The sequence below is a fragment of the Micromonospora ureilytica genome (genome assembly GCF_015751765.1).
Classification (GTDB): domain Bacteria; phylum Actinomycetota; class Actinomycetes; order Mycobacteriales; family Micromonosporaceae; genus Micromonospora; species Micromonospora ureilytica.
Window position 1 is genome coordinate 4,707,178 of sequence record NZ_JADOTX010000001.1, and the last position, 21,436, is coordinate 4,728,613.

General features: G+C 72.9%; 19 protein-coding genes. 11 read left to right on the forward strand and 8 right to left on the reverse strand.

All coding sequences use genetic code 11. The features are described 5' to 3' along the window. Nucleotides 1-10 precede the first annotated feature (10 nt). From IW248_RS21270 to IW248_RS21295, 6 genes are all read left to right on the forward strand, one after another. A complete protein-coding gene (locus IW248_RS21270) occupies nucleotides 11-916 on the forward strand; it encodes a M56 family metallopeptidase (RefSeq protein WP_196928395.1) in 906 nt (301 codons plus the stop codon). A gap of 199 nt (nucleotides 917-1,115) precedes the next feature. Continuing rightward, nucleotides 1,116-2,369 carry a cytochrome ubiquinol oxidase subunit I gene (locus IW248_RS21275; protein WP_196928396.1) on the forward strand — a complete coding sequence of 418 codons (1,254 nt, stop codon included), beginning with the start codon at nucleotides 1,116-1,118 and terminating at the stop codon, nucleotides 2,367-2,369. Nucleotides 2,370-2,379: 10 nt separating this feature from the next. After that, nucleotides 2,380-3,387 (forward strand): cytochrome d ubiquinol oxidase subunit II, encoded by a 1,008-nt coding sequence (locus tag IW248_RS21280; RefSeq protein ID WP_196928397.1) that lies wholly within the window; start codon nucleotides 2,380-2,382, stop codon nucleotides 3,385-3,387. Then, entirely contained in the window at nucleotides 3,384-5,060 is a 1,677-nt protein-coding gene (gene cydD / locus IW248_RS21285) for a thiol reductant ABC exporter subunit CydD (protein ID WP_196928398.1), read from the forward strand. Before IW248_RS21280 ends, cydD begins: the two co-directional genes overlap by 4 nt. Continuing rightward, entirely contained in the window at nucleotides 5,057-6,856 is a 1,800-nt protein-coding gene (gene cydC, locus IW248_RS21290; protein ID WP_196928399.1) for a thiol reductant ABC exporter subunit CydC, read from the forward strand. The genes cydD and cydC overlap by 4 nt, the downstream gene beginning before the upstream one ends. Nucleotides 6,857-6,924: 68 nt before the next feature. Next, nucleotides 6,925-7,599 (forward strand): permease prefix domain 1-containing protein, encoded by a 675-nt coding sequence (locus IW248_RS21295; RefSeq protein ID WP_124815225.1) that lies wholly within the window; start codon nucleotides 6,925-6,927, stop codon nucleotides 7,597-7,599. 22 nt (nucleotides 7,600-7,621) lie between these two features. On the opposite strand, the gene IW248_RS21300 is transcribed toward IW248_RS21295, so the two are convergent. Continuing rightward, nucleotides 7,622-7,960, reverse strand: a complete 339-nt coding sequence (locus tag IW248_RS21300) for a PadR family transcriptional regulator (RefSeq protein WP_112680778.1) — start codon at nucleotides 7,958-7,960, stop codon at nucleotides 7,622-7,624. A gap of 160 nt (nucleotides 7,961-8,120) precedes the next feature. Between IW248_RS21300 and IW248_RS21305 the strand changes: the two genes are divergently transcribed. Together IW248_RS21305 and IW248_RS21310 are read left to right on the forward strand one after the other, a co-directional pair. Then, nucleotides 8,121-9,083, forward strand: a complete 963-nt coding sequence (locus tag IW248_RS21305; RefSeq protein WP_196928400.1) for a SatS C-terminal domain-containing protein — start codon at nucleotides 8,121-8,123, stop codon at nucleotides 9,081-9,083. Nucleotides 9,084-9,122: 39 nt separating this feature from the next. Beyond that, nucleotides 9,123-11,582: a transposase gene (locus tag IW248_RS21310; protein WP_196930299.1), complete on the forward strand. Its 2,460-nt coding sequence runs from the start codon at nucleotides 9,123-9,125 to the stop codon at nucleotides 11,580-11,582. A gap of 268 nt (nucleotides 11,583-11,850) precedes the next feature. Here IW248_RS21310 and IW248_RS21315 read toward each other — a convergent pair whose 3' ends face one another. The 4 genes from IW248_RS21315 to IW248_RS21330 all read right to left on the reverse strand — a co-directional run bounded on the left by IW248_RS21315 (nucleotide 11,851) and on the right by IW248_RS21330 (nucleotide 16,949). Continuing rightward, the gene (locus tag IW248_RS21315) at nucleotides 11,851-12,444 is read right to left on the reverse strand and encodes a GTP-binding protein (protein ID WP_007455465.1); all 594 of its coding nucleotides are present in this window, start codon (nucleotides 12,442-12,444) and stop codon (nucleotides 11,851-11,853) included. 1 nt (nucleotide 12,445) lies between these two features. After that, a complete protein-coding gene (locus tag IW248_RS21320) occupies nucleotides 12,446-12,820 on the reverse strand; it encodes a DUF742 domain-containing protein (RefSeq protein WP_124820399.1) in 375 nt (124 codons plus the stop codon). A 98-nt stretch (nucleotides 12,821-12,918) separates the two neighbouring features. Continuing rightward, the gene (locus IW248_RS21325; RefSeq protein ID WP_030329023.1) at nucleotides 12,919-13,323 is read right to left on the reverse strand and encodes a roadblock/LC7 domain-containing protein; all 405 of its coding nucleotides are present in this window, start codon (nucleotides 13,321-13,323) and stop codon (nucleotides 12,919-12,921) included. Further along, on the reverse strand, nucleotides 13,320-16,949 hold the full coding sequence (locus IW248_RS21330; protein ID WP_196928401.1) for a sensor histidine kinase: 3,630 nt from the start codon (nucleotides 16,947-16,949) through the stop codon (nucleotides 13,320-13,322). The genes IW248_RS21325 and IW248_RS21330 overlap by 4 nt, the downstream gene beginning before the upstream one ends. A 502-nt stretch (nucleotides 16,950-17,451) precedes the next feature. Between IW248_RS21330 and IW248_RS33180 the strand changes: the two genes are divergently transcribed. Continuing rightward, a complete protein-coding gene (locus IW248_RS33180; RefSeq protein WP_231392511.1) occupies nucleotides 17,452-17,745 on the forward strand; it encodes a hypothetical protein in 294 nt (97 codons plus the stop codon). Nucleotides 17,746-17,747: 2 nt separating this feature from the next. Here IW248_RS33180 and IW248_RS21340 read toward each other — a convergent pair whose 3' ends face one another. After that, nucleotides 17,748-18,821: an adenosine deaminase gene (locus IW248_RS21340; RefSeq protein ID WP_196928403.1), complete on the reverse strand. Its 1,074-nt coding sequence runs from the start codon at nucleotides 18,819-18,821 to the stop codon at nucleotides 17,748-17,750. A gap of 52 nt (nucleotides 18,822-18,873) precedes the next feature. After that, nucleotides 18,874-19,290 carry a PPOX class F420-dependent oxidoreductase gene (locus tag IW248_RS21345; protein ID WP_196928404.1) on the reverse strand — a complete coding sequence of 139 codons (417 nt, stop codon included), beginning with the start codon at nucleotides 19,288-19,290 and terminating at the stop codon, nucleotides 18,874-18,876. 57 nt (nucleotides 19,291-19,347) lie between these two features. Here IW248_RS21345 and IW248_RS21350 point away from each other — a divergent pair, with 57 nt between their 5' ends. Then, on the forward strand, nucleotides 19,348-19,845 hold the full coding sequence (locus tag IW248_RS21350) for a MarR family winged helix-turn-helix transcriptional regulator (protein WP_196928405.1): 498 nt from the start codon (nucleotides 19,348-19,350) through the stop codon (nucleotides 19,843-19,845). A gap of 1 nt (nucleotide 19,846) precedes the next feature. Continuing rightward, nucleotides 19,847-20,725, forward strand: a complete 879-nt coding sequence (locus IW248_RS21355; protein ID WP_196928406.1) for a putative RNA methyltransferase — start codon at nucleotides 19,847-19,849, stop codon at nucleotides 20,723-20,725. A gap of 2 nt (nucleotides 20,726-20,727) precedes the next feature. Here the strand turns inward: IW248_RS21355 and IW248_RS21360 are convergent, their stop codons facing one another. After that, nucleotides 20,728-21,408, reverse strand: a complete 681-nt coding sequence (locus IW248_RS21360; RefSeq protein WP_124820390.1) for a DUF4272 domain-containing protein — start codon at nucleotides 21,406-21,408, stop codon at nucleotides 20,728-20,730. Nucleotides 21,409-21,436 lie beyond the last annotated feature (28 nt).

Genomic DNA, 21,436 nt, shown 5'->3' on the forward strand with positions numbered 1-21,436 from the left:
GGCGCACGCCATGGCCTACGCCGTGCACTTCGCCGCCACGATGCTGGCCTGCTATCTGACCGCCCAGGTGTTGGCCCGCTCCACCTGGACGTGGCGCAGCCCCCGGGTGGCGATCGTCTGCTGGCAGGCCGTCGGGTTGGCGCTGGGCCTCTCGGCGATGGGCCTGCCGATGGCACTCGGGTTGAGCGCGTACGACAGGTCGACCGGTGGCGCACTGCTCGCCCTGGCCAACGACCTCGCCCACGGCGCCCTGCCGATCGGGGTGGGCACGTTCCACCTGGCCGGCGTCGGCGTGGGCTTCGGCATCGGGGCGGTGCTGGTCACGACGACAGTGCGCAGCATCCACGGCACCGTACGCGCCCAGCGTCGCCACCGGGACCTGCTCTCCCTGGTCGCCCGGAACGACCCGGCTGCGCCGGGCGCGCTGGTGCTGGATCATCCGAGCGCCGCCGCGTACTGCCTGCCAGGCGTGAAGCCGCAGGTGGTGGTCAGCGCCGGCACCCTGAGCCTGTTGGACCGGGCCGAGCTGGCCGCGGTGCTCAGCCACGAGCGCGCGCACGCCCACGAGCGGCACGACCTGGTGCTGCTGCCGTTCACCGCGCTGTGCCGGGCGCTGCCGTGGTTCGGCTGGGTGCGCGACGCACACGAGCGGGTCGCCCTGCTGGTCGAGATGCGCGCCGACGACAAGGCCCGCGAGCTGCACGCCGAGGCCCCGCTGGCGGGGGCACTGCGCCGGTTCGCCGCCGCCGGGCACCGGATCACCCCGGCCGGCGCGCTGGGCATGGGCGACCGGGATCTCGACGTACGGGTGCAACGCCTACTGGTCAGCGACCGGCCGCCCCGGGTGCTCGGTGCCACCGCGCTCGCGGTCGCCGCCACCCTTGTCGCCCTCCCGGTCACCCTCTTCCTGAGCTGACGCCCAGGCACCGCTGAGCTGAGCCACGCGGCAGCGCCCTCTCGCACCCCTCGCGTTCCCGCGCAAGATCGCACTCGATCCTCCTCCAGTACTACGTCTCGTAGTAGAGTTATCTACGACAGGGCGTAGTAGGCAGACATGTAGCGAAGCTACGTGTAGGGTGGCTACGACAAGGGAGCCAACGCTTTGGAGGGCTGTCATGGACACCCTGCTCCTCGCCCGCCTGCAGTTCGCCACGACCACCTCGATCCACTTCTTGTTCGTGGTCGTCACGCTCGGGCTGGCCACCCTGCTGGTCGGCATGCAGACCGCCTGGGTGCTCACCGGCAACCCGAAGTGGGAGCGACTGACGCGCTACTGGGGTCAGCTCTACGTGATCAACTACGTGCTGGGCATCGCCACCGGGATCGTGATGGAGTTCCAGTTCGGGCTGAACTGGAGTGGTCTGTCGCGCTACGTCGGCAACGTCTTCGGGGCGCCCCTGGCCATCGAGACGCTTGTGGCGTTCTTCCTGGAGTCCACGTTCCTCGGGATGTGGATCTTCGGCTGGCACCGGCTCGGCAAGGGCGTCCACCTCGCGTTGCTCTGGGGCGTGGCAATCACCGCGTACGCCTCGGCGTTCTGGATCATGGTGGCCAACTCGTGGCTCCAGAACCCGGTCGGGTACGAGGTCCGCGACGGGATCGCCCACCTCACCGACTTCGGCGCGCTGCTCACCAACCCCAGCCTCGGCATGGCCTTCGGGCACGTGGTCTCGGCGGCGCTGCTGGTCGGCGGGATGCTGATGGCGGCGGTCAGCGCCGGGCACCTGATCCGGCGTACACCGGACTTCGCGCTCTTCCGCACCTCGCTGCGGATCGGCCTGGTCACCGCGGCACTGGCCATCTCGATGGTGCAGGGCTTCGGTTTCGCCCAGTTCGGCCCGGTAGGCGCGGTGCAGCCGACCAAGTTCGGCGGCGACGGCCCGGAGAGCCAGGCACTGATCGCCGAGTGGACCACGCGGTTCGGCCCCGGCGACTACACCCCGCCGGTGCTGGCCAGCGTCGGGTTGGGCTTCATGATCCTGATCGGTTTCACCCTCGGCTGCGTCTGGCTCCTGTTGCCCCTGCTCTTCCGGGACTGGATCATCCGACTGCGTTTCCCGCTCTGGCTGATCCTGCTCGCCCTGCCGCTGCCGTTCGTCGCGGTGATCCTCGGCTGGATCTCCCGGGAGGTCGGCCGTCAACCCTGGGTGGCGTACGGGCTGCTCCCCACCGAGCAGGCCGTCTCCCCGGTCAGCGCGCCACTGATGCTCGCCTCGCTGATCGGGTTCAGCCTGCTGCTGGGCGCCCTCGCCGTCACCAACTGGGTGCTGCTCGCCCGGCACGCCAGGCGCGGCGCGGCCGACCCGGCGCTCGGCCGCCCGCCGGCGCCGCCCAGCGAGCCGGCCCACCCCGAACCCGCCCTCCTCTGAGGAGTAGACAGTGGACCTCGCCTGGTATGCCCTGCTCGGCCTCTTCTTTGCCAGCTACCTGGTGCTCGCCGGCTACGACTACGGCGTCGGGCTGCTGCTCGCCCGGGGCGTCGGTCCGGCCGGGCGGCGGGAGGCGCTCACCGCCCTCGGCCCGTTCTTCCTCGGCAACGAGGTCTGGTTGGTGGCCGCCATGGGCATCCTTTTCGGCGCGTTCCCCCTCCTGGAGGGCGAGTTGCTCGCCGGCTGCTATCCGGTCGTCGTCGGCGCCCTGGTCGGCGTCATCCTGGTCACCGTCGGGGTGCAGCTCCGCAGCCGGCCGAGCGACGAGCGGGTCCGCGCCCGCTGGGACCGCGTCGTGGTGATCGGCAGCGCCCTCGCCGCGCTGGGCTGGGGTGCGCTGCTCGCCGCGCTGTTGCAGGGCGTGCCGCTCCAGGCCGACGGGCACGTCGCCGGGGTGACGCACCTGGCCACCCCGTTCGCGGCCTCCGCCGGGCTGGCCATGGTCACAGTGGTCGCGGTGCACGGGGCGACCTTCCTCGCCCTGCGCCTGTCGGCCGAGGCCGCAGCCGTGGTCGGCCGTACGGCCCGCCGGCTGGTGCCGGTGGCGCTCACCGCTGTCGCCCTGGCCACCGTCGTGGGCCTGCTCTCCGCCCGGGTACGCGACGCCGTGCAGCGGCCGGCATTGGCCGTACTCCTGCCGGTGCTGCTCGTGGCGGCGCTGCTGGCGGCCCGCGCGGCGCTGACGCGGGGGCGACCGGGGTGGGCTCTGGTCGCCACCGGCGCGGCCCTGGCGCTGCCGGTGGTGCTGGTCGGAGCCGCTCTCTGGCCCTACGTTCTGGTGTCCACGACCGACCCGGACGCCTCGCTGCGGGTGGCCGACGCCGCCGCCAGCGCGCCGACCCTGCGGCTGCTGGGCTGGGTGGCGCTGCCGCTACTTCCGGCCCTACTAGGCTTCCAGGCGATGTGCTGGTGGGTTTTCCGAGGACGGACCGACGGTAGGGCACCGGTGTACTGGTGAGCCGCCGTCCATTCGACCCGCGTCTGCTGCGCCGGGTCCCTGCGGCCCGGGGCGATCTTGCCGTGCTCGCGCTCCTGGGGGTGCTGGCCGCCGGGTTGATCGTGGCGCAGGCCACCGCGCTCGCCTCACTGCTGGCCACCGCGATCGACGGCCGACTGGACAGGCCGGCGCTGGCCGGCTTCGTGGTCACGGTCGCCGCCCGCTCGGCAGTGGTCTGGGCGCAGGGCACGGTCTCGGCCCGGGTCGCCGCCACGGTCAAGGCCACACTGCGGGCCGACCTGCTCGGCGCTGTGGGCCGGCACGGGCCCGGCTGGGTGGCCGGGCAACGGGCCGGTGAGATCGCCACCCTGGCCGGCCGTGGGTTGGACGCGCTGGACGCGTACTTCACCGGGTACCTGCCGCAGCTGGTGCTCAGCGTGACGGTGCCCCTGGCGGTGCTGGCCCGGGTCGTCTTCGCCGACTGGAGCTCGGCGGTGATCATCGCGCTGACCCTGCCGCTGATCCCGGTCTTCGGAGCGCTGCTCGGCTGGCAGGCGCAGGCCGCCACGGAACGGCAGTGGCGGCGGCTCGCGCTGCTCGGCGGGCACTTCCTGGACATGGTGGCCGGGCTGCCCACCCTGCGCGCGTTCGGGCGTGCCCGGGCACAGACCGACGTGGTGCGCCGGATGGCCGACGGTCACCGCGTCGCCACCATGAAGACGCTGCGGATCGCGTTCCTCTCCGCGCTGGTGCTGGAGTTGGTCGCCACCCTCTCGGTGGCGCTGGTCGCGGTGCCGGTCGGCATCCGGTTGCTCGGCGGCGGGCTGGCGCTGCAGACCGCACTGCTGGTGCTGCTGCTGACCCCGGAGGCGTACCTGCCGCTGCGGGCCGCCGGCAGCCGCTTCCACGCCAGCATGGAGGGGCTGGCCGCGCTGGACGAGGCACTGACAGTCTCCGCCGCGCCCGCTCCACCCCGGGCCGCCGAGGGCGCGTCCACGCCGGACGCGCGGGGCGAGATCCGGTTCGAGGGGGTGACGGTGGCGTACGAACGGACCACCGCGCTGCGCGATGTGAACCTGACCATCCGGCCCGGCGAGCGGATCGCCATCATCGGGCCCAGTGGCGCCGGCAAGAGCACCCTGCTCGGCCTGCTGCTCGGCTTCGTGACGCCGACCGACGGCCGGATCACCGTGGGCGGGGTCGACCTCGCCACCGCCGACCCGGACGCCTGGCGTCGGCAGCTCGCCTGGGTGCCGCAGCGGGCGCACCTCTTCGCCGCCTCGCTGGCCGACAACATCCGCCTCGGCGCACCGGACACCACGGCTGGCGCACTCACCGCCGCGGTGCACGACGCCGCCCTGGACGATGTGGTGGCCGGCCTGCCCGACGGCCTGGACACCCTGCTCGGCGAACGCGGCCACGGGCTGTCCAGCGGGCAGCGGCAGCGGGTGGCCCTGGCTCGGGCGTTCCTGCGGGCCGCCCCGGTGGTGCTGCTCGACGAACCCACCGCCCGACTCGACACGGCAGCCGAGGCGGTGGTGCTCGACGCCACCCGTCGCCTGGTCGCCGGACGGACCGCGCTGCTGGTCGCGCACCGACCGGCGCTACTCGCCGACGCCGACCGGATCCTGCGCATCGAGGACGGTCGGGTCACCGAGCTGACGCCCGAACCGACCGGGAAGACCACCCGATGAACAGGGAACACGGGCCGGCGGCGGTGGCCGACGCGGCACCGGTCGGGCGGGCCGCCGCCGAGCGGGCCGTGCTGCGCCTGGCCCGGCCGTACCTGGGCCGCCTGGTCGGAGCCGGGTTGTTGGCAGCCGCCACCGAGTTCGCCGGGCTCGCCCTGATGGCCACGGCCACCTGGCTGCTGATGAGCGCCGCCGGTCAGCCTCCGCTGGACCGCCTCACAGTGGCGATCGTCGCGGTCCGGGCGCTGGCGATCAGCCGGGGCGTGTTCCGCTACACCGAACGGCTCGCCGGGCACGACGCGGTGCTCCGCATGATCACCGACGTGCGGGCCCGGGTCTTCGCCACCCTGGCGGCCCGCCGTGGTTCGGCGCACCGCTCGGGGGACGTGCTGAGCCGCCTGGTCTCCGACGTGGAGGCCGTCCAGGACCTGTTGCTGCGGGTGCTGGTCCCCGGTTCGGCGGCGGCTCTGGTGGGTGTGCTGGCGGTCGCCGTGGCGGCGCTGATCTCGCCACCGGCCGCCGGCGCGCTCGCCGTCGGGCTGCTGGTTGCCGGGGTGGCGCTGCCCGCACTGGCCACCGCTGTCACCCGCCGCAGCGCGGCCGAGGTGGCCCCCCTGCGGGGCGCGCTGGCCACCGACGCGATCGACCTCACCCACGGCGCGGCCGACCTGGCCGCCTTCGGGGCGACAGATGTCACGCTGCGCGCCGCCGAGCAGCGCGCTCACCGGCTGGCCCGGCTGGAACGTCGGCTGGCCGCCACCGGGTTCGCGGTGGACGCGGCCGGGGTGCTGACCGCCGGTGTGACCGCCGCGGCGGTGGTGCTTGTCGCGCTCGCCGCCGACGTGTCGGGGGTGCTGGTGGGCGTCCTGGCCGTCGGCGCGCTGGCCGCCGTCGAGGTGACGCTGGCGCTGGTCACGGCGGCCCGGCAGTGGACGCAGCTGCGGCCCGGCCTGACCCGGGTGGCCGACCTGCTGGACACGGCCCCGCCGACCCCGCCGACCCCGCCGCCCGCGAACGGCCCGACGGACCTGACCGGCCCGCACGAGCTGCGCTTCATCGACGTGACGGTGCGATACCGGGCCGGCGCGGCCCCCGCCCTGGACGGCGTCAGCCTGGACCTGCCGGCGGGACGCCGGATCGCGGTCGTCGGCCCGAGTGGCGCCGGCAAGAGCACCCTGGCCGCCGTGCTCACCGGCACCGTCCGGCCCGCGACCGGCCGGGTCACCCTGGACGGTCACGACCTCTCGGCGTACGCCGAGGAGGCGTTGCCCCGTGCCGTCGGCGGGCTGCTGGCCGAGGCGTACGTCTTCCACGCCACGGTGCGGGAGAACCTGCTGCTCGGGCGTGCCGGAGCAGACGAGGAGGAGCTGACCGGGGCCACCGCCGCCGCCGGCCTCCTGGACTGGGTGCACGCCCAGCCGGCGGGCTGGGACACGCTCGTCGGCGAGGAGGGCGGGCAGCTCTCCGGCGGGCAGCGGCAGCGGCTGGCGCTCGCCCGAGCCCTGCTGGCCGCGCCGCCGGTGCTGGTGCTCGACGAGCCCACCGAAGGTCTGGACCCGACCGCCGCGGACGCGGTGCTCGCGTCCGCTCTCGCCGCCACCCCCACCGGGCACTCGGTGCTGTTGATCACCCACCGGCTCAGCGGGCTGGCCGAGCTGGACGAGATAGTGGTTCTGGACGGCGGCAGGGTGATCCAGCGCGGTCGGCACGCCGAGCTGGTCGCCGCCCCGGGCTGGTACCGGGACCAGTGGCTGCTCCAGGCCGCTGCCGAACGGGGTTACCTGGCGCTCGCCCCCTGACCGGCCTCGGGGGCCGACCAGGGTTCTCCCGGACGTCGACCCGTCGGAGTCCGTGGCAGTGTGGTGCCATGGCGCGCGCTGAGGATGTGTTGGTCGACGAGCACCTGCGGGATCTGGGCGCTCGGTTGCAGGGGCCGGCGCGACTCAAGTCCGAGCTGCTGACCGAGGCCCGGCACGGGCTGCTGGACGCCGTCGAGGCGTACCGCGAGAGCGGGGTGCCGCCCACCGAGGCGCAGCGCCGGGCGGTGGCCGAGTTCGGCTCGCCGGCGCAGCTGCTCCCCTCCTGGCAGGCCGAGCTGGCGGTGGCCGCCCTGCGTGGGCTCTCCCTGCGGATGCTCGCTGTCGCCGGGGTGGGGGTGGCCGCCGGCGATCTGACCTGGCGTGGGGCGAGCTGGAGCAACGGCCCCCGCCCGCCCGCCGGCTACCTGCTGCTCTCCAACTCGGTCGACTGGATCTGGATGAGCACGCTGCTGCTCTCGGTGGCCGGTCTGCTGGTGGTCTGGGCGAGCGCACGGGCCCCCCGGCCGGGCCTGGCCCTGGCGCAACGCGCGGTGGGCGCCGGCCTGACCGGCCTGCTGGCTCTCGCCATGCTGACCGGCTGCGCCCTCTTCACCTGGTCCCTCAACCTCTGGGACGCGGCGCTGCACTGGCCCCCGATGATCATCGGGGCGGTGTTGGTGGGCGGCGGATACTTCTCGCTGACCCGCGCGGCGCGCGGCTGGTTGCGGGCCACCGCCCGCTGATCGGCGGCCCGGCCCGAGGGGGTCAGGCCGGCGTGGGCGGGCTGCCGGGGTCGAGGAACCGGCCGACGGTCAGTTGGAACTCGCGCCAACCGGCGCGCTCCCCGGCCAGCGCCCGCCGGCCGGAGTCGGTGAGCTGGTACGTCCGCCGTTCCCGGCCGCTGACCGTGCTCCAGGTGCTCGCCACGTGGCCGGCGCGTTCCAGGCGACGGAGCGCCGGATAGATGGTGCCGGTGGGTAGGTCCAGATTGCCGTCGCTGCGGGCACGCAGCGCCTCGATGATCGCGTAGCCGTGCAGCGCGCCCTGTTCGAGAACGGCGAGCAGCAGAGCGTCGAGATGGCCGTGCAACGCCTGGGCCTTCATGCGTAGCTACGCTACTTGTCGGACGGCCGCTTCGCCAGCGGAGACCACCAGCAGGTCGGACCCGTGCGCCAACCGGCCACCGGGGTGCGGGCATCGGTCACCCAGGGCCGCCGACTAGGGTATGTGCCCAGAGTCACTCGCCGGTCAGAGACCCCGGTGGGTGGGCAACCCGAAGCACACGGAGGTCAGCGTGGCCCGCCAGTCGCCCCAACGGCCCGACGCCGACGAGCCCGAGCTCGACGACACCACCGGCACGGCCGAGCCAGATGAGACCGAGGAGACCGACCGCCCGTCGGCGTCGATCGACCGCTCGCTCTGGGACGAGCTGCGCATCGACCCAGTGGAGATCGCGCTGCCCGCCGGCACCGGCTTCACGCTCCGGGCGTACCGGCCAGCCAGCGCGCTGACCCCGACCGACGTGACCGAGCGCGACCAGGACGACCCGTTCCTCGCCCGCCGCCAGGCGGTCGAGGAGGAAGAGGACGACGAGACCGTCGTCATCCTCGACGAGGAACTGGCCGAGGAGTTCGCCGCCGAGGACGAGGACGACGAGTCGAAGCGCCGCCGCGGTGACGGCGCCGCCACCGCCGACACCGAAGACGAGTCGGACGAGGCCGTCACGGACGAGGCGGACGACGAGGAGGTGCCGGTCTTCCTCAGCAACCGCGGCAAGCTGCTGCTGTTCAAGACCCCCGAGTCGCTTGTCAGTTTCATCCGTTCCGGTGCGCCCAACGATCTGTCCCAACTGGACAGCTGGAATGAATTGTCCGAACGGGTGGAGCCGGCAGATATCGCTCCGCTCGACGAGGACACCTACGAGCTCGACCTGGTCGTGGAGAACCTGCGCGGCGGGCACGACACGTGGGATTCGACCCTGCTGATCGAGGCCGGCGAGGCCGCGCGTGACCTCTCGTACGCATTGCGGCTGCCTGCGGTGCTCGACATGCTCTCGGCCGGCTCCAGCCTCGACGACCTGGACGAGGCGCTGCGTGCCACCGCCAACGGCGGGATCGGCGCGTTCATGGGTCGGCGACGGCTGAAGAAGATCGGGGCGCAGACCGCAAGTTTGGGTTGGCGCACCATTGTCGGCAAGATCTCTGCGGTGGTGGACTGGCGCGACTGACCCGTACCGGGGAGCATCAGTTGCTGGCAGAGGAAAGACCTGTCCCGGGAGGAGGACGACGCCGTGGCGCTCGTGCGCGTTTACTGCGGTCTGGCCTCGGCGGATCCGGCTGACCGACCGGCCTCCGCCGGTTCGACGCTGACGTCCGCTGTGGTCGACGACGCAGGCCGTCTGCTGCATGTCTGCGAGATCAGCGATGACGCCGCTGGCTACGCCCAGCTCGTCGCGCTGCTCGTGGAGCGGTCGGGCGGGCCGAGCGGTGCGGCCATCGCCGCCGACAGCGACGACCACACGGTCACCTCGCTGCTGAGCGCGGCGGGGCGACCCCTGGCGATCGCCGACGACGACTCGGTGGACGACTTCGCCGAGCGGTTCGCCGACGACGACTCCCTTGAGGAGATGCAGTCGCCTCCGGCCGAACGACGGGCGGTCGGCCTGGCCCGCGCGTTGCAGGCGGGGGCGCTCTCTGCCGTCACCCTGCCGGCGCCTCGGGACCTCGCCGGCTACAAGCAGGTGCTCTCCGCGCACGCCGCGCTTGCCAGCGGTCGACACTCCGCCGCCGTGGCGCTGCGCGAGGTTCTGCGGGAGCTCTACCCGGCGGCCCTGCGCGCCTACCCGGACCCGGCCGAGCCGGTCTCTCTGGCGGTGCTGGACGCGCTGCCCGAGCCGGGCATGCTCGGCGGCACCGTGGCCAGGGGCCGCGAGGTGTCGGTAGCGGCGGATGCCATCGCCGCGCACCTCGCCGCCGACGGGGTCGCCGACGCCGAGGAGATCAACGAAGCGGTCACCGCCCTGCGGGTCGCCATCTCCGAGACTCCCCGACGCGCTGCGGTCAACCGGGCGCTCACGTCCGCGGTGGCCGAGACGGTCCGCCAGGCCGTCGCCTCCGTACGGGCCTGCGACGCCGGGTGTGAGGCGCTGGTCAGCGCGCTCAGCTCACGGGTCAGCACGCCGGTCCAGGCGCCGGGCCGCCGGGCCGCTGCCCGCCGCGGCGAGTCCGTCGGCGAGCTGACCGGTCTGGCCGGCACCAACGCTGGCCTGGCCGGCACCAACGCCGGTTTGGCCGGCCTCGCCGGCACCAACACCGGGCTGCGGTCGGTCCGACCCACCCCGGCGGGCGCCGAGCCGGCACCCGCCATCGGGCGGCGCAGCCGTCCCGAGCCGGTCCCGGGTAACGCGCCGCTGGCGTCGCCCCGCCCGCTCGGGCCACCGCCGGTCGCACCGGCGCCGGTCACGCCACCGCCGGTCGCACCCGCGCCGATGACTCCGGCGGCGATGGCTGGTCCGCCGGCGTCCACGCTGCCCACCCGCAGCGAGCCGCTCCCCAGCCGGATCGACGGCCCGACCAACCGGCCGGTCTCCGCGCCGCCGCCTCCGCCGCCCGGGATCACCCCGATCGCGCCGGCCCAGCGCGGCATGGTGCCCCCGGCCGAGGCCGGCGAGCCGTTCCGGCCGACGCTGACCACCGCCGCGATCAACAACGCGCGGGCCGAACGGCAGCGTACGGTCATTCCGCCCCGCCCCAAGACCAACGGTGAGCCCCGGCCGAGCCACCAGCAACGCCCGGTCGACGAGCCACCCACCGGCGGCTTCAGCGCCACCGATCTCAGCATTCCGGTGCCGACCCCCCGACCCGGGCAGGAGTCCGCACCACCCGGCTCCCGTGCCAACTGGCCGCTGGTCAACAACCCGGAGGACCCGTCCGACAGCTCACCGAACAACCCGGTGGCCTACTCGTACGGCAGCCGCGGTGTCGACGCCCCGACCGATCCAGGCCGGGCCGACGGTCGGGTCACCCCGCCCTGGTTGGCGGACGACCTGCCACCGGAGCCACCGATGCTGCGGCTCGTGGAGCCGCCGCCGCTGGCCGACCGGGCGCTGCGCGAGGGGCTCAACCCTCCCCCGGACCAGCACCTGGAGACGCCCCCGCTGCGCCTGGTCGACCGCGAGCAGGCCGCTCGTAACGGTCGGGCTGCCGCCCGCACCGAGCGCGCCGAGCACCGGCCACCGCCCCCGGTGGAGCACCGGCCGCCGCCGATGGAGCACCGGCCACCGCCGGTCGCCGACGAGGGCGACGGCGATCTGCTGATCTTCGCGCAGGCCAAGTCCGCCTGGTTCGTCGGGCAGCCCGAGGAGTCCGACCTGGACTGGTCGACCACGGCCGACACCGGCTGGCAGGCCGCCGAGCAGGCGGCGCGCCCGGCGGTGGGCGCCGAGACCAACGCCGGGCTGCCGAAGCGCGTGCCGCAGGCCAACCTGGTGCCGGGTTCCCCGATACGCGAGGAGCGCCCATTGCGGATAGTGCGTGATGCGGCAAGCCTCGCGGAGAACACGACAGGCTACTTCCGTGGCTGGCGTCGCGGGCAGGAGATCGGCGGTTTCGCGGTGGGTGGTCGGCCCGGTCGCGAGGCGGCCGGCGGCTGGGACTTCAGCCGCGACCACGGGGACCGCGACGACGACCGGGAGTACGAGTACCGCTCGGCGGGCTACCAGTCCTGACCCCTCTTCACACGCGAGAGCGCCCCCAGCCGGTTGGCTGGGGGCGCTCTCGCGTCGGCGGGTCGATCCCGGGTACGCAGAAGCCGCCTCCGAGGACCGTGGGTGGGCTTGTGCCCCCGGGTAGGGGCTGACAGCTTCCAGGACGTCAGGAGGCGGCTAGGCGGCGCGCCGGCCCGTCTGGCGACGGGCCAGCGCGGAGGGACTCACCGGGGCGGCTGGCAACGCCCGGTGGCGGCCGGAGCCACCACCGGGGCGTGCAGCGCCGCGATCAGGCCGGGGCGACGGCGCGCGTACGACGCATGGTCAGCACGTACTCGACCAGCGAGATCAGCACGTGCTTCGTCGACTCCCGGTTACGGGCGTCACAGGCCACCACCGGCACGTCGCTCGAGATCGCCAAGGCGTCCCGGACGTCCTGCGGGTCGTGGTACTGCATCCCGTCGAAGCAGTTGATCGCCACCAGGTACGGCAGGCGTCGGTGCTCGAAGAAATCGATCGCCGCGAAGCAGTCGGCCAGCCGGCGAGTGTCCACCAGCACGACCGCACCGATCGCACCCCGCACCAGTTCGTCCCACATGAACCAGAAACGGGTCTGACCCGGCGTACCGAACAGGTACAGGATCAGGTCACGGTCGATCGAGATCCGGCCGAAGTCCATGGCCACCGTGGTCGTCGTCTTTCCCGGCACCTGCCGGGTGTCGTCGACGCCCACGCCAGCGGAGGTCATGATGGCCTCGGTGGTCAGCGGCGTGATCTCCGAGACCGAGCCGACCAGCGTCGTCTTACCGACGCCGAATCCACCGGCGATAACGATCTTCGCCGACGTCACGCGGCCGCTCGGGTTCGGCGGGCGGTGCGACATGTCAGAGCCTGCGAAGTCCACTCAGCACCCTCTCCAGCAGTTCAGTGCCCACCGCGTCGTCGGAGTCGTCCAAAATGGTCGGCTCGTGGACCGCGACCAGGCCGTCCGTCGCCATGTCGGCGATGAGCACCCGGGCCACACCGAGCGGGAGCTGCATCCGCGCCGCGATCTCCGCGAGCGATTGCACGCGACCGTCACACAGCGCGGCGATGTACTGGTGTTCGCGGCCACCACCGTTGCCATTGGCAGCGGTACGGCCGCGCACCGTCGTCTCGACGAGCGCCTCCAGCGCGATGTCGAGCCGGGGACGGGTGCGACCACGGGTCACGGCGTATGGACGGACCAACGCTCCGGTCGGTTCGTCACGATCGGCCATCTCGCCGCTCACCTCCTTCGCACCCGTTACCGGCTCCCACCGGTGAAACCCGTCGTTGTCGTTGTTGCGGTCGCGCCGACCTCACGATCGGCGAAACGTCAGCCCAGCATGCCCGCAGCCGCACGCGGCTGCGGGGTCAGCGCGTCGCCCACCCGGTCGACCAGCAGCGCCATCTCGTAGCCAACCTGGCCCACGTCGGAGCTGCGGGCTGCCAGCACGGCGAAGGACGAGCCGTCCGAGATGGACATCAGGAACAGGAAGCCATTGTCCATCTCCACGACGGTCTGCAACACCGCGCCTCCCTCGAAGCAGCGGGCCGCCCCCTGGGTCAGGCTGACCAGACCCGATGAGATCGCGGCGAGCTGGTCTGCCCGGTCACGCGGCAGATCCCGTGACGACGCGAGGAGTAGGCCGTCCGCCGATACGGCGACCGCATGCGCGACGCCGGGCACCCGGTCGGCGAAGTTGGCCAGCAGCCAACCAAGATCCTGCGTAGTTGTCATCCTTCTTGCTCCTTCTGCCCGCTCCCGGCCACCGGGCCTGAGCCAGACTGCGAGGATTGCCCTCCCGGAGTTGCCTCCGGGCTGGTCGGGTTGTCCGAGGTGCTACGCCCTCGCTGCACGCCCCGGTGGTAGGCGGAGAGCAGGCCACGGACCGCCTCCGGGGAGCGCCGCTGGACCGAGGTGGTGGGCTTCTCCACCGCGCCGGGCACCAGCTGCGCCATCGGCTTGCGTTTCGGCAGACCGGTCGTGGTGGTCTCGCTCACCGGCGTCGCGCCGGCCGCCGCGGAGGCAGCACGCCAGCCGTCGTCGGCGGCGGTCTGCCAGCCGTTGCTCTGCGGTTGGGGCCTGCGGTTCGGCAGGCTCTCGGCGAGGCTGGGGCGGGTGCCCTCGTTCGCTGTGGAGCCGTTGTCCCGCGGCGCTCCTCCGACCGTCGGAGTGTCTGCCATCGGTGTGTTACCTGTCGTCCCGGGTGGTGTCTTGTGGACTGCCCGACCGGTGGCCTCGACCGTGGCGAACTGCTGGGTCGCGGAGTCGCCGTTCGTCGCTGGCTGGCCGCCGGCCGCGGTCTCCTCGGAGCCGGGGCGACGGGTACGGAACCAGGCCGACTCGAGCTCCCGGAAGATCGGCAGCTCCATCGTCTCGTCCGCGTACCGCTGACGGTTCTGTGCCTGCGGCTGCTGCGGCGTCGGCCGAGTCTGCGGGGCCGGAGCCGGGGTCGGCGCCGGAGGCTGGGCTGCGGCCGGCTGCTCGCCGGGTCGCGGCACACGCGGCAGCTCCGTCGTCATGTCCAGCGCAGCGGCGAGCCGCTCGGGCACCGGCGGGGTGGCCGTGTCCCGGTCGCTACCCGGCACTGGCGGCCAGGCCGGCGGTGCCGGGGCGCTGGCTGCCTGCGCGGGCGGGGCGGATCGGGGCGCGAAGCCACTGAACGACTGACCAGAGGCGGGCGGCGCCGAGTACGGCTGGTTCGAGTACGGCTGACCGGACGCCGGCGAGGCCGAGACCGGCGACGCCGACACCGGCGGACCGGCGTACGGCTGCCCGGACGCCGGAGCGGCGGACACCGGCGCGCCGCCGTACGGCGCACCCGAGTAGGGCTGCCCGGAGTAGGGCTGCCCGGAGGCCGGCGAGGCGGAGACCGGCGCGCCGGAGTAGGGCTGCGCGGAGACCGGCGGCGCCGAGTACGGGTGCGCCTCGGGGCTGCTCGGCAGTTGACGCGGAATGGACGGCTGCTGGCCGGTGGTCGGGGTCTCGTCGCCGGCCCGGCGCTGCGGCAGCGGGTCGGTCCCCGGGCCGTTCGCCGAGCGCGGGGTGAACCCGTCGCCGCCGTTGACGCCGTTCGTTCCGGCCGCGCCGGTCAGGTCGGACCAGGCCGGCATCGAGCGGTACGCGCCGCCGTTGGCGGGGGTGCCGGCACCGTTGCGCGAAGCGGGGTCGAACGGACGACCGCCCAGGGTGACCTGGTTACCGGACTCGCTCGGTCGGGGGCCGTTGCCCAGCGCGGGCAGCGCGCCGAAGACCGGCGCAGGACCACCGGACTGCGGACCACCGAACTGGTGAGCACCGGACTGCGGACCACCGAACTGGTGAGTACCGGCCGCCGGCAACGCCGGAGGCTGCTGCACCCGACCGGACAGCGCCCGGGGCACCAGCACCGAGGTGGGCAGGCTCACTTCGGCGACCGTGCCGCGATCGCTGCCGGGGCGCAGCTCGACCCGGACACCGTGCCGCGACGCCAGCCGGGCGACCACGACCAGGCCCATCATCCGGGACACGGCCACGTCCACCTGGGGCGGCGTCGCGAGCCGCTCGTTGAGGTCGTGCAGCTGGTCGGCGCTGATGCCGATGCCGCGGTCCTCGACGTACAGCGAGGAGCGGTCGCCGACACGGCGAGCCTCGACCATGACCTGCGAGTCGGGCGGTGAGAACGCGGTGGCGTTGTCGAACAGCTCCGCGACCAGGTGCACCAGGTCGTTGACCGCGTGCGCGGCGACCTCGATGTCGCGGTCGATGACACCGAAGTCGATCCGGGTGTAGTGCTCGACCTCGGACTGCGCGGCGCGCAGCACGTCGATGAGGGCGGCCGGCTCACGCTGCACACGGGTGGAGTCGGCACCGGCGAGCACCAGCAGGTTCTCGTCGTTACGGCGCATCCGGGTGGCCAGGTGGTCGAGCTGGAACAGCTCGGCCAGCCGGTCCGGGTCCTCCTCGCCGCGCTCCAGCCGGTCGAGGTGCCCGATGAGGCGGTCGACCAGGATCTGGGAACGGCGGGCCAGGTTGACGAACATGGTCGCGACGGAGGCACGCAGTGCCGCCTGCTCGGCGGCCGTGCGAACGGCTTCCAGGTGGACGGCGTTGAACGCCTCGGTCACCTGGCCGAACTCGTCCTTGCTGCGCACCGGCAGCGGTTCGGCGATCTGGTTGGCCAGCTGCACCGGGGAGAGCTGCCCGACGACCTGCGGGTCGCGCAGGCGGGCCACCGCCTGTGGCAGGCCGTACTGGGCCACGGAGAGCGCGCCCTGCCGCAGCTCACGGAGTGAGCGGGCCATCGAGCGGGCCACCAGGTAGGCGAAGAGGATGGCCAGCAGCAGCATGCTGAGCAGCAGGCCGGTCTCCAGGAAGACCTGGCGCTGGACGTCCGAGCGGAGGGTGTCGGCCTGGTCGACCACTTCACTGTCGAGCTTCACTTCGACGGTGCGGATCAGCTTGGCGTTGGCCGTCATGGCGGCTTCCCACTGGTCCGGGCCGAACGGCGCACCGCGCATGTCGCCTGTGGTGTTGCCGTCGATCCAGCCGGTGTAGTTCTGTGCCTGCCGGCGGTCGCCGCCCGCGACCGTCTGGTCGTGGAACTTCGCGTCGTCCGGGGTGGCGACGGCCTTGAAGCTCTGCAGGGCCTGCTGCTGGCCGGTGTCACTGGCGACGTAGTCCCTGCGCAGAGCCGGGGTCAGGCGCTGTCGGCCCTGAACGCCCAGCGCGCGGTGCACGACGACCCGGCGTACGGCCAGGAACTCCTTCTCCCGGGCGACCGCCGCGGCGGCGCGCATCCGGTCGCTCAGCTGGTTGTCACCGGCGAGCTGCGTGGACGAGTCGCGGATGGCGAGCAGGTCGCTGATCAGGCCCTCGTACGCCTGCACGGTCTCGGTGAGCGCGAGCTTTCCGTTGAACACCTGGCTGCGGACGCCCGCCAGGTCCTGCAGGTTCTGGTCGATGCTGTCGAGCAGACCCTCGAGGCTGCTCGGCAGGTCCTCGACCTCGGTCCGCTGCTGCCGGTAGGGGGCCGCGTCCTGATCCACCCGGGCGTTCACCCGGTTGTAGGCCTCCTGGTACTGAGCGGTCGGCTGCGTCCCGTTCGCGCCCAGCAGCAGCACGGCGGCGGTCCGCTCGTCCTGCAGGCTGTCGACCAGGTCACCTGAATAGCTCGACAGGTTCGCCAGATCGCCAGCTCGGTTGGCATTGTTGAGCGTCTCCACGTGGTCGACGAGACCACTGGTGCCCACGACGACCGTGGCGATGGTCGGCACGATCATGATGAGACCGAGCTTGGACCAGATCGGCATGTCCTGGAGCCGACTGGCCGGCCGGCCCAGCCGCGACAGGAAGGAGCCCGCCGTCTTTGGCCGTTTGCTCACGTCACCGCCCTCGCGATTACAGCTTGAACGCGTTGCCCCGGGCAACGCCCAGCGACCGACCCGGCGGGTCGGACCCCCGAGATTCCATCACGCCGGTCGACAAGAAGAAAGCCCAGGTTGTCCCCAACCGAAGGTGTGATGAGATGTTGATGCGATTTGATAGCAGTCTGTCTGGCCGGAGTAACTGAAGGTAATGGAACATCCGCACCGAGTTGTCCTACTGGCCGGCCCATCTGGGTCCGGAAAGTCGTACATAGCGCAGCAAACCGGTTTGCCGGTGCTCTGCTTGGACGACTTCTATAAAGACGGCGATGACCCTACGTTGCCCAGACGAAACGGGCAGGTGGATTGGGAATCACCGCAGTCCTGGGACGCCCCCAGTGCGGTCGAAATCATTGCCCGACTTGCCCGCGAGGGTCGTGCCGATGTGCCGGTTTATGCGATCGGCGCGGATCGACGGGTAGCCACCCGGCCATTTGATGTCGCCGGATCGCCACTTTTCGTGGCCGAAGGGATCTTCGCCGCCGAGATCGTGGAGGAGTGCCGTCGCCGTGGCCTGCTCGCCGGGGCGTACGCGCTGCGCCGTCCGCGCGGGGCGACCTTCCTGCGCCGACTCGCCCGTGACCTGTCCGAACAGCGCAAGGCGCCCCGGGTGCTGGTTCGGCGCGGGGTGGCGCTCCTGCGGGCCGAGCCCGCGGTGCTACGTCGGCAGATGGGCCTGGGCGCGGAGGCGGCGCGGGCGCGGGAGGTGCTGCGCCGGGTGGCCGGCCTGCTCGCCGGCCACCCACACGGCTGAGCTCAGGCCAGCAACTTCGCGTACGCCGGCTTGATCACCTCATCGATGATCCGCAGCCGTTCGTCGAACGGGATGAAGGCGCTCTTCATCGCATTGATGGTGAACCACTGCAACTCCTTCCAGCCGTAGCCGAACGTCTCCACCAGCAGCGACATCTCCCGCGACATCGAGGTGCCGCTCATCAGCCGGTTGTCGGTGTTGACGGTCGCCCGGAAGCGCAGGTCCCGCAGCAGGCCGATCGGGTGGTCCGCGATCGAGGCCACCGCGCCGGTCTGCACGTTCGACGAGGGGCACAGCTCCAGCGGGATCCGCTTGTCCCGGACGTACGCGGCCAGCCGACCGAGCGAGCCGTCGGGGGCGATGTCGTCGACGATCCGCACTCCGTGGCCGAGCCGGTCCGCTCCGCACCACTGGATCGCCTGCCAGATCGACGGCAGACCGAACGCCTCGCCGGCGTGGATGGTGAAGTGGAAGTTCTCCCGCTGGAGGTACTCGAAGGCGTCCAGGTGTCGGGTGGGCGGGAAGCCCGCCTCGGCGCCGGCGATGTCGAAGCCGACCACCCCGACGTCCCGGTGCCGTACGGCCAGCTCCGCGATCTCCTGCGAGCGGGCGGCGTGCCGCATCGCGGTCAGCAGGGTGCCCACCCGGATGCTCAGGCCCGCCTCGACCGCCTGGGCAGTGCCCTCGGCGAACCCGGCCAGCACCGCCTCGACCACCTCGTCCAGGCTCAGGTCCCGTTCCAGGTGCTGCTCCGGGGCGAAGCGCACCTCCGCGTAGACCACTCCGTCGGCGGCCAGGTCCAGGGCACACTCGCGGGCCACCCGACGCAGCGCGGGCGCGGTCTGCATGACCGCCACGGTGTGCGCGAACGTCTCGAGGTAGCGCTCCAGCGAGCCGGAGTCCGCCGCGTCCGCGAACCAGCGTCCGAGCGCTTCCGGGTCGGTGGCGGGCAGTTCGTGGCCCACCTCGGCGGCCAGGTCGACGATCGTCGCCGGCCGCAGCCCGCCGTCGAGGTGGTCGTGCAGCAGCGCCTTCGGGACCTTGACAATGTCCTCGTACCGGATAGTTGCGACCATGCTCAGACCCTAGTCAGCAGCCTGGGCGCACCTGTACGGGACCGGCCGGGCGTCACGGCCGCCAGCCGTACACCCGGTGCACGTCGAGGCGGATCACGAGCCGTCCGTCGGCAACCATGGCGGCGCGGTAGTCCGCCCAGTCCGGGTGGTCGCCGCGAATTCGGCGATAGACCTCGACCAGCTCGTCGACCGTCTCGTCGGTGGTGGCCACGGCCGGCTCGCTGAGGGTCACGGTCCCCTCCGCGACCGCGTACGCGCCGCCGTCCGGCGTGGTCACGTGGAAGCTGGCCCGGGGATCGCGGCGCAGGTTGCGCACCTTCGCCCGGTCGCCGGTGGTGGAGCAGCGGATCAACCCCGGCTCGGCCAGGTAGTCGAGGTTGGACAGCTGGGGCCGCCCGTCCCGGCGCACTGTGACCAGCACCCCGCGCCCGCGCTGACCGAACAGCTCCCACAGCTGGTTTGTTGACATGTCATCGAACGTAGGGGGCTTTCGATGACATGTCAACAAGATGGCTAGACTGGGAACATGGACGCACCCCGTTGGCTGGACGCGCGGGAGGACCGCGCCTGGCGCGGCTACCGCCGGATGCGTCGCCTGCTCGACCTGGAGCTGGCCCGGGAGCTGACCCACGACGCCGGCCTCTCCGAGCCGGACTACGACGTGTTGTCCGACCTCTCCGAGACACCCCCGGGGCGCCTGCGCCTCAGCGAGCTGGCAAACAGGATGCTGTGGTCACGTAGCCGGCTCTCCCACCACCTGAGCCGGATGCAGCAGCGTGGCCTGGTGACCCGCGAGGAGTGCGCCGACGATGCCCGCGGCTCGATCGTCGTGCTCACCCCGGCGGGCCGGCAGGCCATCGAGTCCGCCGCACCCGGTCATGTGGCCGCCGTCCGCCGGCACCTGATCGACCTGCTCACCCCCGCGGAGGTCGACGCCCTCGGCGCGCTCACCCACCGGGTGGTCGACCATCTCGCCGACCCGAGCCTGCGGGCCACCCGGCCGCAGCCCGCGGCGGAGGCCTGACGTGGACCCCCGCATCCTCGACCGACTGCGCTGCCCGGTCTGCGGCGAGCCGCTGACCGAGGCGACCGCCGGCACCACAAGTGCGCTGCGCTGCCTGCGCCGGCACAGCTTCGACATCGCCCGGCAGGGGTACGTCAACCTGCTCACCGGTCGCGCGCCGCACGTCGGTGACACCGCCGAGATGGTCGCCGCCCGCGCCGACTTCCAAGCCGCCGGCCACTACGACGTCATCTCGGCCGCCCTCGTCGACGCCGCGACGGAAGCCGTCGGCCGGCTCCGCGCGACGCCGACACCCGACGTCGGGGCGTACCCCCTGGTGGTGGACGCCGGCGCCGGCACCGGCCGGTACCTCGGCGCGGTCCTGGCGGCGCTGCCGGACGCCGTGGGTCTGGCCCTGGACGTCTCCAAGCCGGCGCTGCGCCGCGCGGCCCGCGCGCATCCCCGGGCCGCCGCCGCGCTCGCCGACACCTGGCAGCGACTGCCGCTCGCGGACGCCTCGACCGCCGTGCTGCTGAACGTCTTCGCCCCGCGAAACGGCACCGAGTTCCACCGGGTGCTCGATCCGGCCGGGACGCTGTTGGTGGTCACGCCCGACACCGACCACCTCGCCGAGTTGGTGGATGCCCTCGACCTGCTGCGGGTGGACCCGGACAAGGCCGACCGGGTGGCCGACAGCCTGGGCGGGCACTTCACGCTGGTCAGCTCGGCCGGGCACCGCGCGGAGCTGGCGCTGACCCGACCGGAGGTCGCCACAGTGGTCGGGATGGGCCCCAGCGCCTGGCACACCGACCCGGTCGCGCTCGCCACCCGGCTGGCGGCCCTGCCCGAGCCGGTCCGGGTGACTGTGGCGGTCCGGGTGGACGCGTACCGGCCCCACTGACCTCAGGTGGAGAGGTCGACCTCTTCCCAGCCGGGCGGCTCGTCGTGGTACGGCCCGCGCAGGATCACCGCCCACTCCAGCGCCCAACGCCGCTGCCCGATCGCGTTCGCGTCGACCAGACCCGGCGCACGTCGGCCGCCGCGCTCGGTCTCCAGGTACGCCCAGTCCAGGCAGTAGTGCAGGTCGAGCAGGGCTGCCGCGTCGGCCGGGTGCTGCGGCGCCGTGAGGATCCGGGAGCGCCAGTGCGGGAAGGTCTCCCCCTCGGCGATGTGCGGCAGCCGCTCGACCAGCCGCTCGTCGACGGCCAGGGTGGGGTCGAGTTGCTTGCTCAGCCCGAGCACCCAGGCCAGCGCGAAGAGCGCGTCGTGGTGCAGCACGAACGACCGGTGGTCGCCCTTGCCGCCCATCACGAACTGCCACTCCGGCGGGGTGACCATGTCGACCAGGTGCGAACCGAGCAGCCAGCTCATCGCCGCCTGCGGGGGCATCCCGAAGCAGCGGGCCAGGATCAGGTGCAGCACCGCGATCCGCGCCTCGATCTCCGCGGTCGGTCGCAGGTCGATCTGGTCACCCGGCTCCCAGACGAGCGGAAACTGGGCCGGCGGCAACGGCAGGCCGAGCCGGGACAGCTCGTCCAGGCTCGCCTCGCGCACCTCACGTGGGTCGGGGGCAGCAACGGTCACGGCGGATCTTCCTGTCTGCTCGCGCCGG